Origin of the sequence: Halomonas zincidurans B6 (assembly GCF_000731955.1) — a bacterium.
Taxonomy (GTDB): Bacteria; Pseudomonadota; Gammaproteobacteria; order Pseudomonadales; family Halomonadaceae; genus Modicisalibacter; species Modicisalibacter zincidurans.
Genome location: NZ_JNCK01000001.1, coordinates 1,582,856 through 1,604,567 on the forward strand (window position 1 = coordinate 1,582,856; position 21,712 = coordinate 1,604,567).

Annotated in this window: 21 protein-coding genes; 5 read left to right on the forward strand and 16 right to left on the reverse strand. The window is 64.2% G+C overall.

All coding sequences use genetic code 11. The annotated features are described in order from the left end of the window. Window positions 1-46: 46 nt before the first annotated feature. From HALZIN_RS0107345 to lhgO, 7 genes are all read right to left on the reverse strand, one after another. Window positions 47-1,168, reverse strand: coding sequence for an ABC transporter ATP-binding protein (locus HALZIN_RS0107345; RefSeq protein WP_031383583.1), 1,122 nt, complete (start codon window positions 1,166-1,168; stop codon window positions 47-49). Window positions 1,169-1,190: 22 nt separating this feature from the next. Further along, on the reverse strand, window positions 1,191-2,069 hold the full coding sequence (locus HALZIN_RS0107350) for a carbohydrate ABC transporter permease (protein WP_031383584.1): 879 nt from the start codon (window positions 2,067-2,069) through the stop codon (window positions 1,191-1,193). Then, a complete protein-coding gene (locus tag HALZIN_RS0107355) occupies window positions 2,062-2,991 on the reverse strand; it encodes a carbohydrate ABC transporter permease (protein WP_031383585.1) in 930 nt (309 codons plus the stop codon). Before HALZIN_RS0107355 ends, HALZIN_RS0107350 begins: the two co-directional genes overlap by 8 nt. 64 nt (window positions 2,992-3,055) lie before the next feature. Beyond that, complete coding sequence (locus tag HALZIN_RS0107360) at window positions 3,056-4,309, reverse strand: ABC transporter substrate-binding protein (protein WP_031383586.1); 1,254 nt, start codon at window positions 4,307-4,309, stop codon at window positions 3,056-3,058. A 278-nt stretch (window positions 4,310-4,587) separates the two neighbouring features. After that, window positions 4,588-5,970, reverse strand: a complete 1,383-nt coding sequence (locus HALZIN_RS0107365) for an ATP-binding protein (protein WP_084173678.1) — start codon at window positions 5,968-5,970, stop codon at window positions 4,588-4,590. A 71-nt stretch (window positions 5,971-6,041) separates the two neighbouring features. Continuing rightward, window positions 6,042-6,755 carry a response regulator gene (locus HALZIN_RS0107370; protein WP_031383588.1) on the reverse strand — a complete coding sequence of 238 codons (714 nt, stop codon included), beginning with the start codon at window positions 6,753-6,755 and terminating at the stop codon, window positions 6,042-6,044. Window positions 6,756-7,012: 257 nt separating this feature from the next. After that, a complete protein-coding gene (gene lhgO, locus HALZIN_RS0107380; RefSeq protein ID WP_031383589.1) occupies window positions 7,013-8,209 on the reverse strand; it encodes an L-2-hydroxyglutarate oxidase in 1,197 nt (398 codons plus the stop codon). A 223-nt stretch (window positions 8,210-8,432) separates the two neighbouring features. Here lhgO and HALZIN_RS16800 point away from each other — a divergent pair, with 223 nt between their 5' ends. After that, window positions 8,433-9,152 (forward strand): lipopolysaccharide kinase InaA family protein, encoded by a 720-nt coding sequence (locus tag HALZIN_RS16800; protein ID WP_051907431.1) that lies wholly within the window; start codon window positions 8,433-8,435, stop codon window positions 9,150-9,152. Then, window positions 9,149-10,219: a glycosyltransferase gene (locus HALZIN_RS0107390; RefSeq protein ID WP_031383591.1), complete on the forward strand. Its 1,071-nt coding sequence runs from the start codon at window positions 9,149-9,151 to the stop codon at window positions 10,217-10,219. Before HALZIN_RS16800 ends, HALZIN_RS0107390 begins: the two co-directional genes overlap by 4 nt. Before the next feature lie 31 nt (window positions 10,220-10,250). Here HALZIN_RS0107390 and HALZIN_RS0107395 read toward each other — a convergent pair whose 3' ends face one another. From HALZIN_RS0107395 to HALZIN_RS0107415, 5 genes are read right to left on the reverse strand one after another with little or no spacing between them, the layout of a single operon-like run. Next, window positions 10,251-11,258, reverse strand: a complete 1,008-nt coding sequence (locus HALZIN_RS0107395; protein ID WP_031383592.1) for an Ldh family oxidoreductase — start codon at window positions 11,256-11,258, stop codon at window positions 10,251-10,253. Further along, the gene (locus tag HALZIN_RS0107400; protein ID WP_031383593.1) at window positions 11,255-12,184 is read right to left on the reverse strand and encodes a hydroxyacid dehydrogenase; all 930 of its coding nucleotides are present in this window, start codon (window positions 12,182-12,184) and stop codon (window positions 11,255-11,257) included. The genes HALZIN_RS0107395 and HALZIN_RS0107400 overlap by 4 nt, the downstream gene beginning before the upstream one ends. 22 nt (window positions 12,185-12,206) lie before the next feature. Further along, window positions 12,207-12,710 (reverse strand): tripartite tricarboxylate transporter TctB family protein, encoded by a 504-nt coding sequence (locus tag HALZIN_RS0107405; RefSeq protein ID WP_031383594.1) that lies wholly within the window; start codon window positions 12,708-12,710, stop codon window positions 12,207-12,209. Continuing rightward, window positions 12,707-14,224 (reverse strand): tripartite tricarboxylate transporter permease, encoded by a 1,518-nt coding sequence (locus HALZIN_RS0107410; RefSeq protein ID WP_031383595.1) that lies wholly within the window; start codon window positions 14,222-14,224, stop codon window positions 12,707-12,709. Before HALZIN_RS0107410 ends, HALZIN_RS0107405 begins: the two co-directional genes overlap by 4 nt. A gap of 54 nt (window positions 14,225-14,278) precedes the next feature. Beyond that, window positions 14,279-15,265: a tripartite tricarboxylate transporter substrate binding protein gene (locus tag HALZIN_RS0107415; protein ID WP_031383596.1), complete on the reverse strand. Its 987-nt coding sequence runs from the start codon at window positions 15,263-15,265 to the stop codon at window positions 14,279-14,281. Window positions 15,266-15,619: 354 nt separating this feature from the next. Between HALZIN_RS0107415 and HALZIN_RS0107420 the strand changes: the two genes are divergently transcribed. Both HALZIN_RS0107420 and HALZIN_RS18065 read left to right on the forward strand, forming a co-directional pair. Then, window positions 15,620-16,345, forward strand: a complete 726-nt coding sequence (locus tag HALZIN_RS0107420; protein ID WP_031383597.1) for a GntR family transcriptional regulator — start codon at window positions 15,620-15,622, stop codon at window positions 16,343-16,345. A 54-nt stretch (window positions 16,346-16,399) separates the two neighbouring features. Continuing rightward, on the forward strand, window positions 16,400-16,546 hold the full coding sequence (locus tag HALZIN_RS18065) for a hypothetical protein (RefSeq protein ID WP_160171093.1): 147 nt from the start codon (window positions 16,400-16,402) through the stop codon (window positions 16,544-16,546). A 45-nt stretch (window positions 16,547-16,591) separates the two neighbouring features. Here HALZIN_RS18065 and suyB read toward each other — a convergent pair whose 3' ends face one another. The 3 genes from suyB to HALZIN_RS0107440 all read right to left on the reverse strand — a co-directional run bounded on the left by suyB (window position 16,592) and on the right by HALZIN_RS0107440 (window position 19,159). Further along, on the reverse strand, window positions 16,592-17,761 hold the full coding sequence (suyB, locus tag HALZIN_RS0107430) for a (2R)-sulfolactate sulfo-lyase subunit beta (protein ID WP_031383598.1): 1,170 nt from the start codon (window positions 17,759-17,761) through the stop codon (window positions 16,592-16,594). A 2-nt stretch (window positions 17,762-17,763) separates the two neighbouring features. Further along, the gene (locus tag HALZIN_RS0107435) at window positions 17,764-18,048 is read right to left on the reverse strand and encodes a UxaA family hydrolase (RefSeq protein ID WP_031383599.1); all 285 of its coding nucleotides are present in this window, start codon (window positions 18,046-18,048) and stop codon (window positions 17,764-17,766) included. A 220-nt stretch (window positions 18,049-18,268) separates the two neighbouring features. After that, window positions 18,269-19,159, reverse strand: a complete 891-nt coding sequence (locus HALZIN_RS0107440) for a LysR substrate-binding domain-containing protein (RefSeq protein ID WP_031383600.1) — start codon at window positions 19,157-19,159, stop codon at window positions 18,269-18,271. Between the two features lie 108 nt (window positions 19,160-19,267). Between HALZIN_RS0107440 and HALZIN_RS0107445 the strand changes: the two genes are divergently transcribed. After that, entirely contained in the window at window positions 19,268-20,266 is a 999-nt protein-coding gene (locus HALZIN_RS0107445; RefSeq protein ID WP_031383601.1) for a YeiH family protein, read from the forward strand. A gap of 101 nt (window positions 20,267-20,367) precedes the next feature. Here the strand turns inward: HALZIN_RS0107445 and HALZIN_RS0107450 are convergent, their stop codons facing one another. Then, window positions 20,368-21,711 carry a UDP-glucose dehydrogenase family protein gene (locus tag HALZIN_RS0107450; RefSeq protein WP_031383602.1) on the reverse strand — a complete coding sequence of 448 codons (1,344 nt, stop codon included), beginning with the start codon at window positions 21,709-21,711 and terminating at the stop codon, window positions 20,368-20,370. Between the last annotated feature and the right edge of the window lies 1 nt (window position 21,712).

The following is a 21,712-nucleotide window of genomic DNA, read 5'->3' on the forward strand; positions in this document are numbered from 1 at the left end:
TCGCAGCAGATCAGCGTTAAGTCCGACAGGCTGCTAGCGACGCCGGTCAGGCGAGCCGGCGCTCGGTTTGCGGTTCGAACAGCACCGCGCGACTCATGTCGACACGCAGGGCGATCGGCTCGCCGGCCACGGCGCGGCTCTTGGGTCCGAGCCGCACGGTGACCTCGCTGGCGCCCAGCGCCACACGCAGCAACAAATCGGCGCCGGTCGGCTCGACGACCGTGGTGGTGGTATTGAGCAACGTGCCCTCGACCTGGGCGCCGAGTCGCACATCCTCCTCGCTGAAATGCTCCGGTCGCAGCCCCAGCGTCAGCGGCTCGTCGACGTGGCGGACCAGCGCCGGCGTCTCGCGCGCCTCCGGCCATGGCAGCACCAGCGGCTGCTCGCCGCCGGTATCCACGCTCAGTCGATAGCTGCCGGGCGCGCCGGTCAACGTGGCACGAATGAAGTTCATCGACGGCGAGCCCATGAAGCCGGCGACGAAGCTGTCGGCCGGATCGTTGTAGACCTCGTCGGGCGTGCCCAACTGGAGGATCTTGCCGTCACGCATCACCGCGATGCGATCGGCCAGCGTCATGGCCTCGATCTGGTCGTGGGTGACGTAGACGATCGTCGTTCCCAGCCGCTGGTGCAGCTTCTTGATCTCGGTGCGCATCTCGACGCGCAGCTTGGCGTCGAGGTTGGATAGCGGCTCGTCGAACAGGTAAATCTGCGGTTCGCGGGCCAGCGCGCGACCCATGGCGACACGCTGGCGCTGCCCGCCGGACAGCTGCGACGGCTTGCGATCGAGCAGCGGCGTGATCTGCAGCAGATCGGCGACCCGCGCCACGGCGGCCTCGCGCTCGGCCTTGGGCACCTTGCGCATCTCCAGCCCGAAGACGATATTCTGGCGCACCGTCATGCTCGGGTAGAGCGCATACGACTGGAAGACCATGGCGATGTCGCGCTCGGCCGGCGTACGCCAGGTGACGTCCTCGCCGCCGATGAGGATCTCGCCGGCGGTCACCGGCTCCAGGCCGGCGATGGCGTTCATCAGCGTCGACTTGCCGCAGCCCGACGGCCCGACCAGGATCAGGAACTCACCGGAGTCGATTGCCAGCGAGATGTCCTTGAGCACCTCGGTGGTGCCGAATGTCTTGTGTACGTTACGAATTTCCAATGCGGACATAAACCCCCCTGCCCCCCTGTGCTCAACCCTTGACGGATCCCGCGGTCAGCCCGCGAACGAAATATTTGCCGGCCAGGACATAGACCACCAGCGTCGGCAATGCGGCGATCATCGCCCCCGCCATATCGACGTTGTACTCCTTGACCCCGGTCGAGGTGTTGACCAGGTTGTTCAGCGCCACCGTCACCGGCTGCGAGTCGAACCCGGCGAAGGCCACCCCGAACAGGAAATCGTTCCAGATCTGGGTGAACTGCCAGATCACCGACACGGTGATGATCGGCCCCGAAACCGGTAGCAGAATCCGCCAGAAGATCCGGAAGAACCCGGCACCGTCGAGCTTGGCGGCGGAGATCATCTCATCGGGAACCGAGACGTAATAGTTGCGGAAGAACAGCGTGGTGAAGGCGATGCCGTAGACCACGTGGACCAGCACCAGGCCGCTCGTCGAGCTCGCCAGACCCAGCCAGCCGAGCGTTCGGGCCATCGGCATCAGCACCACCTGGAACGGGATGAAGCAGCCGAACAGCAGCAGCGCGAAGCACAGGTTGGCGCCACGAAAGCGCCACTTGGTCAGCGCATAGCCGTTGAGCGCACCGACCAGCGTGGAGATTGCCACGGCCGGGATCGCGATGCTCAGCGAGTTCAAGAAGTAACCCGACAGACCCTCGCAGCGCATACCGGTGCAGGCCGTGCCCCAGGCCTTGGCCCAGGCCGCGAACGTCAGCGAGTCCGGCAATGACAGCAGTGCGCCGGCACGGATCTCCTCGAGCGGCTTGATCGAGGTCAGCAGCATCACCACCAGCGGCAACAGATAAACCAGCGCCATTACCGTCAGCAGTGCATAGAGCCCCGCGCGCAGCAGGCGGGCGCCTGGGGTGCGGCGCCGAATGACGTTATCCATGCTTGCGCCCTCGCAGTTCGGAATACAGATACGGCACCAGGATCGCCAGCACCCCGGCGAGCATCATGATCGCGCTGGCCGAGCCCAGGCCGATCTGCCCGCGAGTGAAGGTGTAGGCGTACATGAAGGTCGCCGGCAGGTCGGTGGCATAGCCCGGGCCGCCGCCGGTCAGCGCCATGACCAGGTCGAAGCTCTTGATGGCGATATGCGCGAGTATCATCACCGCACTGAACACCACCGGTCGCAGGCAGGGAATCACGATCCGCCAGTAGACCTTCACCAGGCTCGCGCCATCCAGCGCCGCGGCCTTGAACAGGCTGTCGTCGATGCTGCGCAGCCCGGCCAGGAACAGCGCCATGACGAAGCCCGAGGCCTGCCACACGGCGGCGATCACCAGTGCATAGATGGCCATGTCCGGGTTGACCAGCCAGTCGAAGGTGAAGTCCTCGAACCCCCAACCGCGGACCAGCGACTCGATGCCCAGGCCGGGGTTGAGGATCCAGCGCCATACCACCCCGGTGACGATCAGCGACAGCGCCATGGGATAGAGATAGATGGTGCGCAGCACGCCCTCCTGGCGGATGCGCTGGTCGAGCAGAATCGCCAGCATCAGCCCGATGAACAGGCAGATGACGATGAACAATCCACCGAAGATCACCAGATTGGTGGCGGCGACGTTCCAGCGTTCGTTGGCAAACAACCGGGCATATTGCGCGAAGCCGACGAAATCGTACCGGGGCAGCATACCCGAGCTGGTCAGCGACAGAATGAACGTCCACAGCATGTAGCCGTAGACGAAGAACAGCGCCACCGCAAGGGAGGGCGCCACCACCAGGCGCGGCAATACCCGTTCCAGGGTACCGGACAGCGAATGCCGGCCCGCGTTCGCGCGCCGGCGCGGCAGAGAATCGGTGTGCGACATCGGAGTGTCCTTGAAGGCAACGACAACGAGCCGCCGCTCGCCGAGGGCAAGCGGCGGCGGCAGGTCAGCCTGCGGCGCGAACCGCGCTGGCCAGACGCTCGGCGGCGGTTTCAGCCGCCATCTCGGGATCATTGAAGAAGTTGGTGATCGCGTCGAAGACCGCTCCCTGAACGCTCGCCGACACCGCCATGCCATGCGCCAGGCTGGGCAGCAGGCCGTTGCCCTCGCTGGCCGCATCGAAGGCCTTGCGCGATTCCTTGGCACAGCTATCGAAGCCTTCCAGCGGCACGTCGAGGCGCACCGGAATCGAGCCCTTGGTCTTGTTGAAGGTAGTCTGAAAGTCCTTGGACAGGATCAGGCTGGCCAGATCCTGCTGGGCCTGCTTCTTGCCTTCGCTATCGACCTTGAACATGGCGAAACTGTCGACGTTGTAGGAGAACATGTGCTCGGTCATCGGCGCTGCTTCACACAGGTAATCCTCGCCGGCGGTCAGGCCGGCGGCGGTGAATTCGCCCTTGGCCCAGTCGCCCATGATCTGCATCGCCGCCTCGCCGTTGATGACCATCGAGGTCGCCTGGTTCCAGTCCCGTCCGGCGATGTTGGGATCCATGGTCCCGCGCAGCTTCTTGAAGGTCTTCAGCGACTCGATCATGGTGTCGCTGGTCAACGCCTCGGGGTCGAGTTCGACGAAGGCCTTGCGGTAGAAGTCCGCGCCACCGATCCCCATCATCACCACCTCGAAGACGGTCGCGTCCTGCCACGGCTGGCCGCCGTGCGCCAGCGGGATGAATCCAGCCTCGCGAATCTTCTTGGCGTCGGCGAAGAACTCGTCCCAGGTGCTCGGCAAGCCATCGATGCCGGCTTTCGCCAGGACCTCGGGATTGGCCCAAAGCCAGTTGACCCGGTGGATATTGACCGGCACCGCAGCGTACTTGCCATCGACCTTGTTATCGGCGGCGAGCTGCGCAGGCAGGAAGGAATCCCAGTCTTCCTGCTTGGCGATCGGGTCGATATTGCCCAGAAAGCCCATCTCGCCCCACTCCTGGATCAGCGGTCCCTTGATCTGGGCCACCGCCGGCGGGTTACCGGAAATCGCCCGCGACTTGAGTACCGTCATGGCGCTGTCGCCACCACCACCGGCCACGGCAAAGTCCTTCCAGGTATGCCCTTTCGCCTCCAGCTTCTCCTTGAGCATGTTGGCCGCCTTGGCCTCTCCGCCCGAGGTCCACCAATGCAGCACCTCGATTTCGGCGGCCTGAGCCTGTGTGACGGCGACGGCCAATGCCGCACCGGCGGCCAGCGTATGGATCTTGTTCATGGCGTGTGACTCCGGGGTTGTCATGGTTGTCATGGTTGTCATGAATTGTTTACACGGAATGACCACGAGGCAGCGAAGCCTCGCCTGCCGAGAAACCGCGAGTCGACGAGAGGGTCGGCGGGGAACATGGCGGATCCTGCAAGCGTGTCGTCCTGTTGTGATTGTCATACGGCGCTGGCATAACGCCTCAGCAGACACTAGCGCATATTGCCGGTCCCGCGGATTACCAAAGGCTGCAAAGCATTGCCGAATCTTACAAAGGTGTAATAAACGCACTTTCAGCAGGGCAGGCGAAGCACCACCCGCAGACCGCCGGCAGGCGCCTGATCGAGGCCAATATCCCCCCCATGCGCATGCGCAATGTGGCGAGCGATCGACAGTCCCAGGCCGCTTCCGCCGGTATGCCGGCTACGCGAAGGCTCAAGGCGCACGAACGGCTCGAATACGCGTTCGCGCTGGTCGACGGGGATGCCCGGACCATCGTCGCTGAACGTGACTTGCGCCATGCCCGCCTCACGATCCAGCGAGACCTCGACGCGCTCGCCGTAGAAAACCGCGTTCTCCAGCAGATTGCCCAGACAGCGCTTGAGCGCCAGCGGCTTGGCCTCGATCATCCCCGCGCTGCCCTGCACGCCGATCGTCTCGCCGAAGATGGCCAGCTCATCCACCAGGGCGGCGACCAGCGCGTCGAGGTCGACTGGCTCGGTCCGCTCGTGCAGATCGAGGCCTTTCACCGACGCCAGTGCGCCCTTGACCAGCTGGTCCAGCTCGTCGAGGGTGCGCACGAAGGCCTCGCGCTGACGGGAGTCGGCGAGCATCTCGGCACGCAAGCGCAACCGGGTAATGGGCGTCTTGAGGTCATGCGAGATTGCCGAGAACAGCCGCTCGCGCTCGTCGACCTGCCGGCGGATCCGCTCGCTCATGCGGTTGAACGCGGCGGCGGTGTCGCGCAACTCCCGCGGACCCCGCTCGGCCAGCGGCGGCGACTCGAGATCATCGCCCAGCTGCCGGGCCGCGCGCGCCAGCACCGAGAGAGGCCGGGTCAGCCAGCGAATTCCCAGCAGCGCCAGGCCGACCACCGTCAACAGCACCGCCAGGGAAACGAACAACCGGTCGCCCGAAAACCACGTCGGCCCATCCAGCAAGCCGGCAATCGGCAGCGTGGTCGCTACATACAGCCAGCTATCGGCCTCGAGCGGCATCTGCACCACCAGAATCGGCGTCGACAAGGGCGCCATGGCCAGGCTGTGATTCGCCCAGTGGGCCGGCAATTCGGTCAACGGCACTTCATTGTTGAAGACCTTGAGATCCTCAGGTTGCGAAAAGCCGATATACAGTTCCCGACGGCCCAGTTTCCGCTCCAGCCCCTCGCGCAGATTGCCGGCGACCAGCTCCCGGGCACGGCCGCCATCGGTTGGCTCCAGGGCGATGCGGTGATCGTTGACGCTGACGAAAAAGCGCGTGCCGCCCATGTCGCGCAGTTGATCAAGAACGATGTGTCGATACTCGTAGGGCAACGAGCGGAAATAGCGTACCGTCGCCGCCAGGCTCTCGGCCAGGTTGCGTGACAGGCTGTCCAGTTGCGCCAGACGCTCGCGGTCCTGTTGCCAGCTCCACAGGCTGTAACTGGTCACCTGCGCGCCGAGCACGCCGAGCAACATGATCAATACGAAGCGTCCGCGCAGGGTACGGGGACGCAACCAGGCTCTCTCCCCGGCCCGAAGCCTGCCTTTCACCCCAGCGTTTCCACCGGCGCGGCGAGCACGTAGCCTGCCCCTCGCACGGTGCGGATCAGTTGCGAGTGCTGGGCGTCCTCGCCGAGGCGCTGGCGTAGCCGGCAAATGTGCACGTCGATCGAACGATCCAGCGGCGGCGCCCGCCTTCCCCGGCTCAGGTCGTAGAGCCGCTCGCGGGACAGTACCTGCTCGGGATGATCGAGAAAGACCCTCAAGAGCAGATAGTCGGCCCCCGACAGCGCACTGCGCTGGCCGTCATGGTCGATCAGTTCGCGGGTGATGCGATCGAGTTGCCAACTACCGAACCGCACCAGCCGGGCCGATTCCATCGGCGCCACGCGGACACGCCGCAGCACGGCCTTGATGCGCGCCAGCAATTCGCGCGGGTTGAAGGGCTTCGCCAGATAATCGTCGGCGCCCAGTTCCAGACCGAGAATCCGGTCGGTCTCGTCGGCGCTGGCGGTCAGCATGATGATTGGTACATTGCTGGTGCGACGCAAATCCCGGCACAACGACAAGCCGTCCTCGCCGGGCATCATGATATCCATGACCAGCAAATCGGGCTTTTCCCGTCGCATCAAGTCATACAGCGCGTCGCCATCTTCAGCGAGCAGCGCGCAATAGCCATGCCGTTCGAGATAGTCCTTGAGCAGTTCGCGAATCTCGCGATCGTCGTCGACCACCACTACCGTCGAAACATTGATTGTCATGGTGAGAGGTTGTCATGGTAAGAGGGGGTTCCTTGCGAACCGGCCGGCAAAGAAGGTCGTTATCGCCCCGGGCATTGTTATCGATTGTTGGTATCCGATCATGCGGCGCGCTACCGGGAGCATCAAGCGCCGGGTGGGAAAGCGCGACCAAAGTGGTAGATTACAATGATCAAGAGCGTCGCTGCACAAACGGTGATCGATCGCGGCAAGTTGGTTCCGATACGCAACGGCAACGTTCAGCTGTAGCCCTTCGCAGCTCACGTTTCGAGCAGTTCCTTGACCTTGGCGACCACGTGCGCGCCGATGGGGATCGCCGAGGTCGCCGCCGGCGACGGCGCGTTGCAGACGTTGACGGTGCGCTTGGTATTGACGAAACGAAAGTCGTCGATCAGCTTGCCATCGTCGGACACCGCCTGGGCACGCACCCCGGCCGGGTACGGCTGAAGATCCTCGAGGGCCAGGCTAGGGCAATACTTGCGCACCTGTTGCAGATAGCCCTTCTTGAACAGCGAGTTCTTCATCTCGACCATGCCGGGCCGCAGATTGGCCATGAGCACCTTGAGCACGCCCGGGTTGGCAAGCATCGTCAGGCTATCGCGCAACGATACGTCACGCTTGTGATAACCCTCGCGCTTGAAGGCCAGCACGGCGTTGGGGCCCACCGTCACGCTGCCATCGATCATGCGCGTGAGATGCACGCCGAGAAACGGCATCGACGGATCGGGAATCGGATAGATCAGGTGGTTGACGATGTCATTGTGAACCGGAGGCAATCGATAGTACTCGCCACGGAACGGGCAGATCGTGAAACCGGGCTTGACGCCCAGCATGCGCACCACGCGATCGGCCATCAAGCCGGCACAGGAGATCAACTGGCGGGTGGTGAAACTGCCCTGCGAAGTCTCCACCACGACTTCCTCGCGACGCTCCTCGAGCCCGGTCACCGCCGTCGCGAAGCGCAGCTCGCCGCCGGCCGCCTCGAAACGCTCGCCCATCGCCGCCGCCACCCGGGCGTAATCGACGATGCCGCTGGACGGCACGAAGATGCCGCCGACGCCGGTGATATTGGGTTCCCGCTCGCGCAGCGCTTCGGCCGACAGCCACTCCCGCTCCAGGCCATTGGCCGCGGTGCGCTCCCAGAGTGCCTGCATGCGCTGCAGCTCGAGCTCGTTGGTCGCCACCAGCAGTTTGCCGCATACCGCGAAGGGAATCGCGTGCTCCTCGCAGAACGCCTTGGTCGCGCGATTGCCCTCCAGGCAGAAACGCGCCTTGTGGCTGCCTGGCGTGTAGTAGACGCCGGCATGGATGACGCCGCTGTTGTGGCCGGTCTGGTGCTGTGCCGGCCCGCTTTCCTTCTCGATTACCAGCATGCGCCGGCCGGGATAGGCCTTGATCAACTGCATCGCGGTGGAAAGGCCGAGAATGCCGCCACCGATGATGATGAAATCGTACACGTGCGCCTCTGCGTCGGGGTTGTGCCAGAACGACGAGTCTATCCTATTAGCGGTTGCGCGCGGCCGCCATAGCATGGGCTTCCAGCCCCCTCGCTCTGGAAGCGGGCACCGCCAGAGACTGGCATCCGCTACCCGCTTTCCCGGCTGGCTTGACTTTCCCCGGCGGGGTCACGAGGATTGTCGATCCTGAAAAATTCTTAAATTAAGCTTATCAAGTGAAACCATGACCTTTCACCGAGTCAGCCTGGGCGGCGTGGCGCGCTGGTACCTGATACGCAATCTCGCCTCGTTGCCGGCCAAGACGTCACTGAGCCACCCGGCGGCGATGGAAACACTCGAGCAGGTCGGCAGTAGCGCCTTTTATCTCGATGAAGCCGGCGGCTCGCTGTACAAGCTGGTTCGCGACAAGTACGACTGGCGCAAGCAGACCGTAAAGTGGCTATTGCGCGAGCTTCTCGACAAGCGGTTAAGCGGACGTATTGCCGCCGCGCGGGAATACCGCAGCAACCGTATCATTCGCCGCGCCGGATTGCGGACGATTTCCTGCAGGGCCTACGGGATAGCGCTCAACCCCTGCAATCCGCTGGGTTCGTTGTATGCCATGGAGTATCTCGACGAGGCCCGTTCGGGCGAGCGGCATTTCCTTGCCCAGGATGCAGCCGGGCGGCGCGATTTCCTTCTACGCATGTGCGATGAAGCCCTGCAGTTGATCGCTCACGGTTATACCCACCGCGACTTTCATTTCGGCAACGTGCTGGTCGATACCCGGGGCGAACTGATCTGGATCGACACGCATGTGCGCCGGCTTCCGCGCGAGCATGCGCGACGCCAGGCCTGCCTCGAGGCGATGCTCAGCCCGACCAAGCTGAAGGGCGAGCAGTATCGGCAACTCGCCCTCGAACACATCCGCAGCGCGCTGGAAAACACAAAGGGCCCTGTATGACCAGCAAACGCTTCGCCTTCGTCATCGAGGATCTCTATGCAGGAGGCGCCGAGAAATCGCTGCTCTATACCGCCGATGGGCTACGCCAGCGCGGCAACCAGGTCACGGTCTTCATCCTGCGCGAACGGATCGAGCACCGCATCCCCGAAGGGCTGGAGATCGTCAATCTCGAAGCCGTCAACCGCTTCACCAAACTGTTCTCGAACCCGCTGGTCGAGCAGTGGCAGGCGCGGCGCATCGCCCGCGCCCTGGATGCCTTCGCCCCCGACACGATCATTTCCTGCTCCTGCGACAAGATCACCCGTCACCTGCGCTACCCGAACCTGCATTTCTGGATCAAGAGCGACATGTCGGCCAAGTTCAGCGACCCCAGGCAGCGCGCCAAGGCTTTCGCCAAGGTGAACCGATTCTATACCGGGCGCAAGGTCATCGCCGTCTCTCAGGGGGTGAAGAACAATCTCATCGACGTCATCGGCTTGAAGGCCGGCGAGATATGCGCGATCTACAACCCTTACGAGCGGGAGCCGTTCCTGGCGATGGCCGACGAACCGGCGGCGCTGCCCGTGGGTGACTATCTCATCAATGTCGGCACCTACGAGCCGCGCAAGCGCCACGACAGGCTGCTGCGCGCCTACCAGGCCAGCGGCGTGAGCACACCGCTGATGCTGCTGGGCAAGGGCAAGGGCGACCAGGAGGCACGGCTGCGCGCCCTGATCGACGAGCTCGGCCTCACCGAGCGGGTCATCCTGCCCGGCTACCAGACCAACCCCTACCCGTTCATCCGCCACGCCAAGGCGCTGGTGCTGAGCTCGGATTCCGAAGGGCTGCCCCGGGCGCTGATCGAGGCACTGATGCTGGGCACGCCGGTGATCAGCGTCGACTGCCCTTCCGGCCCACGGGAAATTCTGCGCGGCACATTGGCTCCGTTTCTGGTAGCGCGGGAGGACGAGACCGCGCTCGCCGAAGCCATCGCCGCCATGGACGCAGCGCCGATCGCGGTCACCGAAGAGCACTACCGGCCCTTTCTCAAAGAAACCGTGCTGCCACAGTTCGAAGCGCTGGAATAGCCATTGCCCGGGCATGCAATGCCCCAGCAGTTCATGACGGTGGCGCTTCGGGCTGGGCGTAAGCCGTCAGCTCTTCTACCAGCCCATCGGGCAGTTCCAATGCCTCGGATGCGGCGGCCCGAGTGGCAAAACGCCGTGCCCCGGGCAGCCGCACGCCGGGCTGAGCCAGCATCTCGCTGAACAGCGCTTCGGCGTGCGCCAGATAGCCGGCGGCGAACCGCTGCGGGTCGAACACCAGCAATAGATGGGCCACACTGGGCGGGTCGCCCTCGGCCTCGAAGAACGAACCGGCCTGGAAACCGAAGTGGCTGCCGGTCAGCCCGGCGGTCAGCAGTTCCACCATCAGCGCCAGCGAGGCGCCCTTGGCGTCGCCGGCCGGCACCATGCTGCCGGCGATGGCCGCATCGGCATCGGTAGTCGGCCGCCCTTGCGGATCCAGCGCCCAGCCCTCGGGAATCGGCTCGCCGGCTTTCCTGGCCAGCATCACCTTGCCGCGTGCCACCTTCGACAGCGACAGGTCGATGACCAGCGGCTCGGCATTTGCGCGCGGCGCGGCGAAGGCGATGGGGTTGGTGCCATAAAGTGGACGGTTGCCGCCCCAGGGCGCCATCGCCGAGGGCGCGTTGCTGAAGGCCATCGCCATCAGCCCCTCGCGGGCCAGCCGCTCCACCGGATAGCCGGCCACCCCGAAGTGGTGGGAACGGCCGATCGCCACGGCGACCATGCCCAGCTCGCGCGCCAACGGGATGGCGCTCTCCACGCCCCGAATGATCGCCGGAAAGGCCAGCCCGTGCCGGGCGTCGACCCGAATCACCGAGCCCTCGATGGCGACGCTGGCCCGCGCCCCGGCGACGATCTTGCCGCTGCGCGCCTGGTCCAGATAGAACGGCAGCCGCGACAGCCCATGCGAGGCCAGGCCATCGCGATCGGCCATTACCAGGGCGCGGGTCGTGACTTCGGCTTCCCAATCAGGCACGCCGACCGCGGTCAAGGCGGCGATCGCCAGCGCATGGGCCCTGTCGATCGACAGCCTGGTCATGCCATCACCCCCAGCGCCCGGCGCAGATTGTCGACGGTTATCCAACTGATGCGCTGGTTGGATTCATGAGTGACACCGGCGATGTGCGGCGTGGCAATCAGCCCCTCGAGGCCGGCCAGTGGCGAGCCGTCGGCCAGCGGCTCCTGCTCGAAGACATCGAGCATCGCTCCGCCCAGGTGACCGCCGCGCAGGCTCTCGGCGAGCGCCGCTTCGTCAACCACGCCGCCGCGCGCGGTATTGATCAGCACGCTGCCCGGCTTCATGAGCGCCAGCGCCTCGCGCCCCAGCAGATGACGGGTTGCCTCGCTCAGCGGCACGTGCAGGCTCAGGGCGTCGACCCGCGGCAACAGCGCCTCGAGGGTGGCGGCGCGCTCGGCCTCGTTCCAGGCGCTGTCACGCGCATCGACGAAGGGATCATGGGCGATCACCGACATGCCCAGGCAGCGCGCACGCCGTGCCACTTCGCGGGCGATCGCGCCGAACCCCACTAGACCCAGCACGGCGCCCTCGCTCTCGTGACCCATCAACGCCTGGCGCGGCCATTCGCCGCCCACCACCCGGGCCGTCGACAGATAGGCGCCGCGACGCAGCATCAATACCCCGGCCAGCACGTACTCGACCACCGAGACGGTATTGCCGCCCTGGGCGGGCAGCACCTCGATGCCCCTTTCCCGGCAGGCCTGCAGATCGATATTGTCGAGCCCCACGCCCAACCGGCCTACCGCCTGCAGGTCAGGGAATTCACCGAGCAGCGCCGCATCGACCCGGGTACGGTTGCGCACGATCAACCCGCGCACGCCCTCGCCGGAGGCCATCAGCCGCTGGCGATCCTCCACCAGCGTCGGGTCGAAGCCTACCGAGAAATCACACTCGAGATCGGCCACCGCCGCTTCGTCCATGAATTCCGTGATCAGGATATCGATCATCCGTTACCTCGCTTGTCACTTGTCATAGGGCACGCCAAAGCAGGCCAACCGGCAGCGGCACGTTGAGAAGGATGGCGAACAGGCCGTAGAACAGACCGATGATCAACAGCAGCACGAGCGCGTAGCCGGCGATGCGCTTCGGTGTCCAGGCGTGATAGTGCGAGAGCATGATCAGGCACACGGCACTCAACAGGCTCGACGCCAAGAATCCCAGCCACTTGAGCGCCAGGCTCCACACCAGCAGCACGGCGATCAGCCCCAGACGGCGCGCGACGCTGCCCGGTTCGGGACGCGGACGCGTGGGTCGCATCAACAGGCTGCGCAGCAGCAGGGCCACGCTGAAGACCGCCACCAACGCGGCGATGGTGCGCGGAAACACGCTGGCCATGATCGACATGTCGCCGCTGAACCATAGCGCGCCGAGCGATAGGACCAGCGTCGTGGCGGCTAGACAGGCATCGGAGCCGCGCGACGCAACCCTCTCCGTGGGCTCGATGGTGGGCTTGGGCTCGATGGTGAGTTTCATGGCCGGGCCTCCTCGGGTTCCTTGGACAGCCGCCGGGCACGGTACGCCTGCCAGATCGGATACAGCACCGACAACAGCACCAGCGCGATGATTGCCAATGACAGCGGCCGGCCGAAGAAGGCACCGAAGACCGAGCCCGACGCGTTGCCTATCAGGTAGCCCTGGACGAAACCCTGTTCGGCGATGGGCCCCAGAATCAGTCCCAGCACGATCGGCGATGGCTTGATTCCGTAGCGCGCCAGCACCCAGCCGATCACCCCCAGCACCACCATTACCACCACGTCGAATGGGTTGTTGCGGATGGCATAGGTGCCGATCACGGTCATGAAGGCGATACTCGGCACCAGTAGCGCCTTGGGTATGCTGACGATCGACTTGAAGGCATAGCGGCCGATCAATAACCCCATCGGCAGCATCAACAAGGTGGCGATGACCAGCCCACCGATGAAGGTGTAGGTCACGCTGGCGTTGGTGGTAAACATCTCCGGGCCGGTCCGGAACCCCTGGACCAGCAGCGCCCCGAGAATCACCGCATCGGGCGGCGTGCCGGGAATGCCCAGCACGAAGGTGGGGATGAAACCGCCGCCCACGGTGGCGTTATTGGCCGTTTCGGTGGCAATCACGCCATCCGGCTCGCCATGGCCGAACCGCTCGCTGCGCTTGGAGGTACGCCGCGCCTCGGAATAGGACACCAAGCTGGCGATGGAACCGCCCGCCCCCGGCAGAATGGCGACCAGCGTGCCGATCACCGCGCCGCGCGCGGCGTTGAGCTTGCCGCGCCACACCAGTCTCAGCCCCTCGCCGAGGCGTATGCCCCGGCCTTTTCCCGGGGGCTGCAGGTGGGGGCTGGGCGTGGCGACCAGATCGATCAATACCGGAATGCAGTAGAGGCCGATCAGCGCCGAGATGGTTTCGATTCCGCCGAGCAGAAACTGCGAGCCGAAGGCATAGCGAATGTCGGCACCGATGACAGAGACGCCGACCGTCGACAGCAGCAGACCGATACCGGCGCCGATGAAGCCTTTCAGGGTCGAGCCTTCCGAGAGCGCCGAAATCAATGTCAGGCCGAAGATGGCCAGCCAGAAGTATTCGACCGGGCCGAACTTCAGCGCAATCTGCGCCAACAGCGGCGCCAGCGTCAACAAGGCCAGTGCCCCGACCAGCCCGCCGAGCACCGACGATAGCGTCGACAGCGTGACCGCCAGATCGCCATCGCCGCGCTGGGCCATGGGATAGCCATCGAAGGTGGTCGCGATCGCCGAGGGCGTGCCCGGCGTGTTGACCAGTATCGCGGCATACGAGCCGCCGTAGATCGCCCCGGTGTAGATGGCGCCGAGCATGATCAGCGCCGCCTCGGGGGGCATGCCGAACGTGATCGGTACCAGCACCGCCACGGCCATGGTCGCCGACAGGCCCGGCAAGGCGCCGATGACGATTCCGGCGGCGACGCCGACGATTGCCAGCAGCAGATTGACGGGGGACAGCGCGGCGGCCATGAAACTCAATGTTTCCATGAACTACCTCCGTTGAGGAACGAGACCGCCCGGGAGGCCCGGGCGGTCGTCAGTTCACTCGATGATCCCCATCTCGCGGGCGACCTGCTCGTATTCCTGGCGACGTTCAGCCATGAAGGCGTCCATTTCTTCGTAGGGCACGTCGATCATCACGAAACCCAGGTCCTCCATCTTCTGACGGAACTCGGGATTCTGGTTGATTTTGCCGAAGATATCGGAGAGTTTCTTCGTCACGTCCTCCGGCGTGCTCTTGGGCACCGCCATGCCGCGGTAGGCGCCGCCGGTCATGTCATAGCCCAGTTCCTTGAAGGTCGGGACGTCGGGAAACAGCGGATTGCGCTCCTCCGAAGCCACCGCCAGCATGCGCACCTTGTCGCGCTGGTTGGCGGCGGTGGTGGTGTAGCCCCATTCGGCCTTGACCTGATCGCCCAGCAAGGCGGCGACTGCCGCCCCGGTGCCCTTGAACGGGATATAGGTCGTCTTGATGTCGGCCAGCGATTCGAACCGCCGGTTGGCGATGTCGTTGGCGGATTGCGTGCCGCTACCCGACACGGTGACGCTGCCCGGGGCCTTCTTGGCGGCGGCGATGAAATCGTCGAGCGTCTTGTAGGGGCTATCGTTGGTGACGATCAGCGCATCCGGTGAATAATGAAAGTAATAGAAGTTCTTGAGATCCTCGGTCTTGAAGCCCGGGTCCTTGCCCATCGGCTTGAGGACGATGTGCGGCAGGTTGGTGCCCATGATGGTATAGCCGTCGCCCGCCATTTCGTTGAGCTGCGACCAACCCACGGCACCGCCGCCGCCGGGCATGTACTGGATGATCAACTGCTGACCGGTCAGTTCCTGGAAATACTGCTGCTGCAATCGGGCGCTGATGTCCGACTCGCCGCCGGGGCCGAAGGGAATGATGTACTGCACGTTCTGGTCGGGATAGCTCCCGCCATCGGCAGCCAGGGCCGGGGCGGCGAAGATGGACGTACCGAGCACGCCGGCGATCAGCGTGCCCAATCCCAATGTCTTGAAGCGTGAAGTCTGGCGCATGATGTTCTCCGATGTTGCTGTTGTTGTGATGAGAGTCATGGACGCGTCGTAGCGCCCGCCCTGGATCACCGAGCCACCCCGTATCCGTACATTGCACATGGCGACGGGTGGACGGCCTCGGGTCGATCCTCGGAGCAATCGTTATCCTTGTGCAAGCCACGTGAACAGCTGAAAACGGTCGCGGGGCCTGATCTTGGCTCGCTGCGAGTCCCAGGTACAGGACAACTCACTTGCAATTCATATATATGACATACTATATAAAACAGTCAAGGAGATGTCGGAATGCACGTCCCTGGTTATAATCCGCCCAACGAATCCTCCCCCTCGCCGCTCATCAACAAGGATGTTGCCTCCATGACCGCGCCGAAAGGCCCGACATTTCAGCCACTTTACAAACAGATCAAGAACTTGCTTCTGGAGCGGATCGCTTCGGGGGAATGGCCCCCAGGAACATTCATCCCCAGTGAAGCGACACTGGCTTCAAGCTATAACGTCAGCGTCGGCACCCTGCGCAAGGCACTCGACGAACTGGCCAGTGACAACGTGGTCGTGCGCCGCCAAGGCAAGGGTACCGCCATCGCCACCCATGATGCCGATCGGGCGCTGTTCCGTTTTTTCAACATCGTGCGCCATGACGGCGAACGCAGTCTGCCGGTATCGCGGGTGCTGAGTCGACAGCGCCGCCCGGCCAGCGCCGCCGAGCGCAAATCCCTGGAACTCGCCTCTGCAGCGGAAGTGATCCATATCCGCCGGATTCGCGAACTGACCGGGAGCCCGACTTTGCTCGAGGATATCGTGCTCGACGCCGCTACCTTCGCCGCGGTAGAACAGCAGCCGGATATCCTGCCCAACACGCTCTACAATCTCTACCAGCATCAGTACGGCGTTACCGTCGCCCATGCCGAGGAGCAACTCATCGCCGTGCCCGCCAGCGAGCAGGATGCCGCCCACCTGGGTGTCGAAATCGGCGAACCGCTGATCGAAATTCGCCGCGTCGCTCGAGACTATCAAGACACCCCGATCGAGCTGCGTACCTCACGGCTGACGACTCGGCAATACTGCTACGCCAGCCACCTGTAATGCCCAGCAGCATGGCACTCGTCCTCAACCCACAGTTACAGGGACCGAGGCCGGATGGCGCGGCCTGAAGCTGCCGCCGAAAAGGTTGCCGATGCGCTGGTGACACGCATCCAGGGGCGGTCGACAGCGCACCGTCAGGTGCTCGAGGCGCGGGTGGTGCTGCGTGAATCCACGGCACCACCCTCGCCCGCCGTCGCATGACATGCCATTTGGTCGCGCCTTCGGCGAAGCATTGCTCCCCATCCGTCACGCGCTCTCGTAGAGTCGCGTCAACACGAACTCGCGATGGCCCAGCGCCTCGGCGGCCGTGTTGCGGCCATTCGCGGTGCGCAGCAGCATCTCGAGCAACTGATCCCCCGCCTGCGGCATGTTGATCTCCCGGCGCAGCACGCCCGAGACATCGACGTCGATATGCTCGCTCATGGTGCGCACGGTGCGCGGGTTGGCGCAGAGCTTGATCACCGGCAGGATCGGATTGCCGATCACATTGCCCTGCCCGGTGGGGAAAAAGTGCGCCACAAAGCCCGACGCCGCGCACAGCGTGACCATCTCGGCCGCCGCCGACGAAGAGTCCATGAACCACAGACCCGGCCCGCTGGGCGTCTCGGCCTTGTCGAGCACGCCATCCACCTGGCAGCGCTTGCCGATCTTCTGGATGTTGCCCAGCGCCTTTTCCTCGATGGTGGTCAGCCCGCCCTCGATGTTGCCCTTGGTGGGCTGCGACTCGGAAAGATCGCTGGTCTTGTGACGATCGATCATCGCGCTGTAGCGATCGAACATCGCCTGGAACTGCTCGCGTACACTGTCGTTGGCACAGCGCTCGGCGACCAGATGCTCGCCGCCGGTGAGCTCTGAAGTTTCACCGAATACCAGCGTACAACCCTCATCATAAAGCTTGTCGAAGGCTTCACCGACGGTGGGGTTGGCTCCGCAGCCGGACGTGGTATCGGATTCGCCGCACTTGGTCGATACCCACAAATCAGCGATGTCACAGGGCTCGCGTTGCAGTTCGGTGGCGTACTGGACGAACTCGCGGGCCTTGCGCGAAGCGGCAGCGATGGTGTTGTGGTCGCCATTCTGCTCGATCCAGAAGCCTTCTACCGGCTTGCCGGTGGCGCGGATGCCGTCGACCACCTTGCCGGTCCAGCCGGGCTCGATGCCGATCACGATGACCGCAGCGACATTGGGATTGCAGCCGGTGCCGATCAAGGTGCGAAAGTGCAGATCCAGGTCGGCACCGAACTGCAGACGGCCATAGGGGTGCGGCAGGGCCAGCGTGCCCTTGATATTGTTGGCGACCGCCTCGGCGGCGGCATTCGAGATATCGTCCACCGGCAACACGATGACGTGATTGCGCACACCGACGCGTCCGTTGTCGCGACGATAGCCCATGAACGTGCGTCCCTTGAGTTCCATGCTCACCACCTCTTGGTCTTGACGTTGTGGACGTGCAGATGCTCGCCCTTGCGGATCGGCTTGACCACCCGGCCGATGTCGACGCTGTACTTGATCACGGTATCGCCCTCGGCGAGATCGCGAATCGCCAGCTTGTGACCGATCGGAATCGCGTCGCGCACCTCGAATTGCAGCGTCTTGTCCTGATCCATCACCCAACCGGTCAGCGTCTGCCCCGCCTGGATTCCCTCCACCACCACCACGCCGACCGCGTCGTCGGCATCGTGGACCACGAAATCGATGCTCATGCTCCTCTCCTTCGTTGTTTTGATCGACGGGCTACCTTGACCCCGCAATTCATGTATATGACATAGTATATATGACAGTCAAGCGCATGACCGTGTTCATCTGCTCATGTAACGCAAACCATTGATCCCTGAGCATTCATGGGGAAGCAGAAACGGCAGGATAAATGCGCGCTGAAGGCAGGGTCGCCTGGCCCGCCTCCAGTCAAAGGGGTGTAAACCCTTATTCGGATTCGAGCAGAAAGACCTTGAAGGCCTGCCACAGCGGGCTGCGATAGCGCTCGGGGTGCCAGACCAGCGAAAAAGCCCGGGACAGGCTCAGCGGGGTTTCCAGCGCCACCAGTTCGCCGCGTGCGAGTTCGCCGGCGACACTCAAGCGTGACAGGCAGGCCAGCCCGAATCCGGCACGTACGGCCTGCTTGATCGCCTCGTGCTGGTCCAGTTCCATGCGCACCTGGATGCGTTCAACGTGGGGATGGATCGCCGCCTCGAAGATCGCCCGGCTACCCGAGCCCGGCTCGCGCAGGATCCATTGCGCCGACTGCAGCGCACCGATGCTCAACCGCCCCTGGTCGGCCAGCGGATGCTGGGGCGAGGCGATGATCGCCATCTCGTCGTGACGCCAGACCTCGCTGACCAGGCGCGATTCCGTACACTGCCCCTCGATCAGCCCCAGATCGGCATCGAAGCGCAGGATGTCGCTCATCACCTCCCGCGTGTTGCGCAGGCGCAGCTGCAGATCGACCCCTGGATGGCGCTCGCTGAAGCGTCCGGCCAGCATCGGCAGCAGATAGGTACCAATCGTCGCGCTCGCCGTCACGTGCAGCGTACCGCGTAGCGCGCCCTCGGGCTCCCGGGCGGCATCGACCAGCTCGGCCATGCCCTGCAGCAGTTTCTCGGCATGCGCCAGCAGGCGACTCCCGGCATCGTTGAGCTCGAGCCGGCGGCCCAGCCGTTCGAACAGCACCACCTCCAGTTGACGCTCGAGATCACTCAGCGCCTGACTGGCCGCCGATTGCGAAAGGCTGAGCTGCCTGGCCGCTGCGCTCACCGAACCGCTCCGCGCCACAGCGACGAATACCTGAAGCTGGCGAAAGGTCACATGCGTCGACATATCAGTTCCACTTAACAGTCATATCGTTATTACCCAATAACACATAACAGGATCGCCGATTAGTCTAACCAGACAATTCGAATCATTCAGTTTCGAGGGAGGCGACTCATGTGGCAGGGCATCGTGTTGTGTGCCGGCTTGACCCTGGGGGGCTTTGCGCTGACCCAGCTCCCCGGCATCGTCGAAAGCGGCGTCAGCCCGCTGGTCTTCTCGCTGCTGCTCGGCCTGGTGGCGGGCAACCTACCGTTTATCGGTCGCCTGCCGCAGGCGCGCCCGGGGCTACAGTTCGCCACGCGCTGGTTGTTGCGCGGCGGCATTGTGCTGTTCGGCCTCTCGCTGACCCTGCAGCAGATCCTCGGGCTCGGCCCCAAGGTGATCGTGCTGGACACGCTGGTCATCACCACGGTACTGGTCATCGGCTACTGGCTGGGCACGCGAGTGCTCAAGCTGGATGCCGAAACGGCGTTGCTGACCAGCGCCGGCAGCGCCATCTGCGGTGCCGCGGCGGTACTGGCGACGGAAACGACGATTCGCTCGAAGCCCGCCGCGACGGCGATGGCGGTGGCCACCGTGGTGCTTTTCGGTAGCCTGGCGATGCTGCTCTATCCGCTGCTCTATCCGCTGACCGGCATGGACGAAGGGCTCTACGGAATCTATATCGGCGCGACCATCCACGAAGTCGCCCAGGTGGTCGCCGCCGGCGATGCGGTGGGTCCCCAGGCACTGGCCAACGCGGTGATCGTCAAGTTGGTGCGGGTGATGCTGCTGGTGCCCTTCCTGCTGATCGTCGGCCAATGGTGGCTGCGCCGCGACACCCAAGATAGCGATGACAGCACGGCGCGCCCCGCGCTGGTGATTCCGTGGTTCGCGTTCGGCTTTCTGGCCATGGTCGTGTTCAATAGCCTGATCGCCCTGCCCGCCGTGCTGCATGCCGGGCTGGTGACGGTGGGCCAGGTCTCGCTGGCCATGGCCATGGCGGCACTGGGTTTCGAGACACGCCTGGAAAAGCTCAAGGCCCTGGGCGTCAGGCCCTTTCTGCTGGCGCTGTGCCTGTTCGTGCTACTGCTGGGAGGCGGATGGGCGCTAACGCCGTTGCTTATGAGTTGAGCGTGACCTGACGGCCACATCGGTGGCCCACCAGGAAGCCCCGCGTCAATGCGAACGCCCGCTATCATGAGCGGGCGTTCTCGCTGTAGAGCTGGCAGCGCTCAACGAGGCCGCATCAAGGACTCGCCACGACCGACGGCAAAGTACAACAGCCCCGCTGCCTTGACCGCCTCGGGGTCGTAGAGGTTGCGACCATCGATCACCACCGGCGTGGCCAACTGAGCCTTGAGCCAGGCGAAATCGATACTGCGAAAGGCCTTCCATTCGGTGCAGATCACCAGCGCATCGGCGCCGGAAACCGCCTGCTCGCGACCGTCGACCAGCGCCAGATCGTCGCGCTCGCCGTAGAGCCGGCGGCACTCGGCCATCGCCTCGGGATCGAAGGCCCGCACTCGCGCGCCGGCCGCCCACAGCGCTTCCATCAACGTACGGCTGGGCGCCTCGCGCATGTCATCGGTGCCGGGCTTGAAGGCCAACCCCCACAGCGCCACCGTCTTGCCTGTCAGGCTTCCATCGAAGGCCTGGCTGAGCTTGCTGAACAGGGTGGTCTTCTGGCGCTTGTTGACCGCTTCGACGGCTTCGAGCAGTTCCGAGCGATAGCCGATCTCGCTGGCGGTGCGCGCCAGCGCCTGGACATCCTTGGGAAAGCACGAACCGCCGTAACCGCAGCCGGGGTAGATGAAGTGATAGCCGATGCGCGGGTCGCTGCCGATGCCATGGCGCACCTGCTCGATATCGGCGCCTAATCGCTCGGCCAGGTTGGCGATCTCGTTCATGAAGCTGATCTTGGTGGCGAGCATGGCATTGGCCGCATACTTGGTCAGCTCGGCGCTGCGCACGTCCATGAAAATCAGCTTTTCACGGTTGCGGTTGTAGGGCGCATAACACTCGCGCATCAGCGTTTTGACGCGCGGCGATTCAGTGCCCACGACGATCCTAGCACCCCGGGCGAAGTCCTCGATCGCCGCCCCTTCCTTGAGGAATTCAGGGTTGGAGCAGACGTCGAAAGCCGTTTGCAGACCCCGTGCGGCGAGGGTCGCGGCGATCTCGGCGTGGACCTTGTCGGCGGTGCCCACCGGCACGGTGGACTTGTCGACGACGACCTTGTAGTCCGTCATGTGTTCGCCGATGCTGCGCGCCACCGCGAGGACATACTGCAGATCGGCGCTGCCATCCTCGTCGGGGGGCGTGCCCACGGCGATGAACTGCAGGGTGCCGAACGCCACTGCGGCGGCGGCATCGGTGGTGAAGCGCAGCCGGCCCTCAACTACGGTATGGCGCACCATTGCCTCGAGACCGGGTTCGTAGATCGGCAGTTCGCCGCGTTCGAGCCGGGCGATCTTGTCGGTATCGACGTCCACGCACAGTACATCGTGACCGACATCGGCCAGGCAGGTGCCGGTCACCAGACCCACGTAACCGGTGCCGAAGATGGTGATTTTCATG